The following is a 1,322-nucleotide window of genomic DNA, read 5'->3' as shown; positions in this document are numbered from 1 at the left end:
CCCAGGGCGGCGGCCCATCCGGAACCGCCATCAAAAACCGTCAACCCTACATCTCCCAGAATATTCTTGAGAACAACAGGTTTGCCCCCTGGAGAGACAAGGTGATCGAATCGGGTATGCGCTCCCTGGTCTCTTTTCCCCTAAAACCCATGAAAGGCAAGGTCATGGGAGTCCTCCATGTCTACAGCGATCAGGAGAACCGATTTTCCGCGGAAGATATCCGCGAACTGGAGACGTTTTCCCAGCAGTGCACCGTGGCTTTGTCCAGCGCCAAATCCATCGAAGACCTCCGGGATGCCCACCAGCGCTTAACCTTCCATGTGAACCGGATGCCCTTGGCATACATCGTGTGGGACAGGGATTTCCGCGTGGCGGAGTGGAACCCGGCGGCGGAACGGATATTCGGCTGGAAGGCGGCGGATGCGTCGGGAAAGCACCCCTATGATCTGATCGTTCCTCCGGACGAACGGTCTCATGTCGATCGTATCTGGACGAAGTTGTTGGAGGGGGATGAATCGAGCTATTCGATAAACACCAATGTCCGCAAGGATGGGAAGAGAATCACGTGCGAATGGTTCAATACGCCGTTGCGGGACGCTTCGGAGAACATCATTGGCGTCTTGTCGATGGTCCATGATGTCACGGAAAAGACCCAGCTGGAAAAGCAGCTCCAGACCGCCCAGCGGATGGAGGCGGTGGGGACTCTGGCCGGGGGGATTGCGCACGATTTCAACAATGCGCTCACGGGAATCTTCGGATTCGGGGAGATGCTCCGGTCGCAGCTTGGAGGGAACAAGCAGGCGTTGTCGAACCTAGACGAAATATTGCGTAGCGCGGAACGAGCGTCCACGCTGACGCGACAGCTTCTCACCTATTCCCGGCGGCAGATCATCGAACCGATCAAGCTAAGCTTGAATACCGTAATTATCGATCTCATGAAATTGGTCTCGAAGGTGGTAGGGGAGCATATCGAGATTCGGACATACTTGGGTAAGAATTTGCCAGTGGTTCGTGCCGATGTGGGACAGGTGGAGCAGGTGGTGATGAATCTGATTTTAAATGCCCGGGATGCGATGCCAAGCGGAGGACAGCTTACAATCGAAACGGAGTTGGCCAATCTGGATGATGATTATGTTCGTTATCATCCCTATATGAGTGTCGGTTCGTACGTGCTCTTGACGGTGTCGGACACAGGAATAGGTATGGATGCAAATACACAGGAACGGGTATTCGAGCCGTTTTTCACGACAAAGGCACCGGATAAGGGGTCTGGTCTGGGACTTGCTATGGTCTATGGGATTGTGAAACACCACAACGGGTTC

The 1,322-nt window shown here is 54.2% G+C and carries 2 pseudogenes (both running past the window's edge); both read left to right on the top strand.

Annotated elements, in window-relative coordinates:
- Window positions 1-105 (top strand): annotated as a pseudogene (locus tag A2X88_05865) (hypothetical protein) (it extends 1,296 nt beyond the left edge of the window).
- Window positions 102-1,322, top strand: a pseudogene (locus tag A2X88_05860) (hypothetical protein) (it continues 51 nt past the right edge of the window). Before A2X88_05865 ends, A2X88_05860 begins: the two co-directional pseudogenes overlap by 4 nt.

It is taken from the genome of Deltaproteobacteria bacterium GWC2_65_14 (assembly GCA_001797615.1).
Lineage (GTDB): Bacteria > Desulfobacterota > Deferrimicrobia > Deferrimicrobiales > Deferrimicrobiaceae > GWC2-65-14.
Note: the sequence above shows the minus strand (reverse complement) of the source record. Positions and strands in the feature narration are given on the sequence as shown.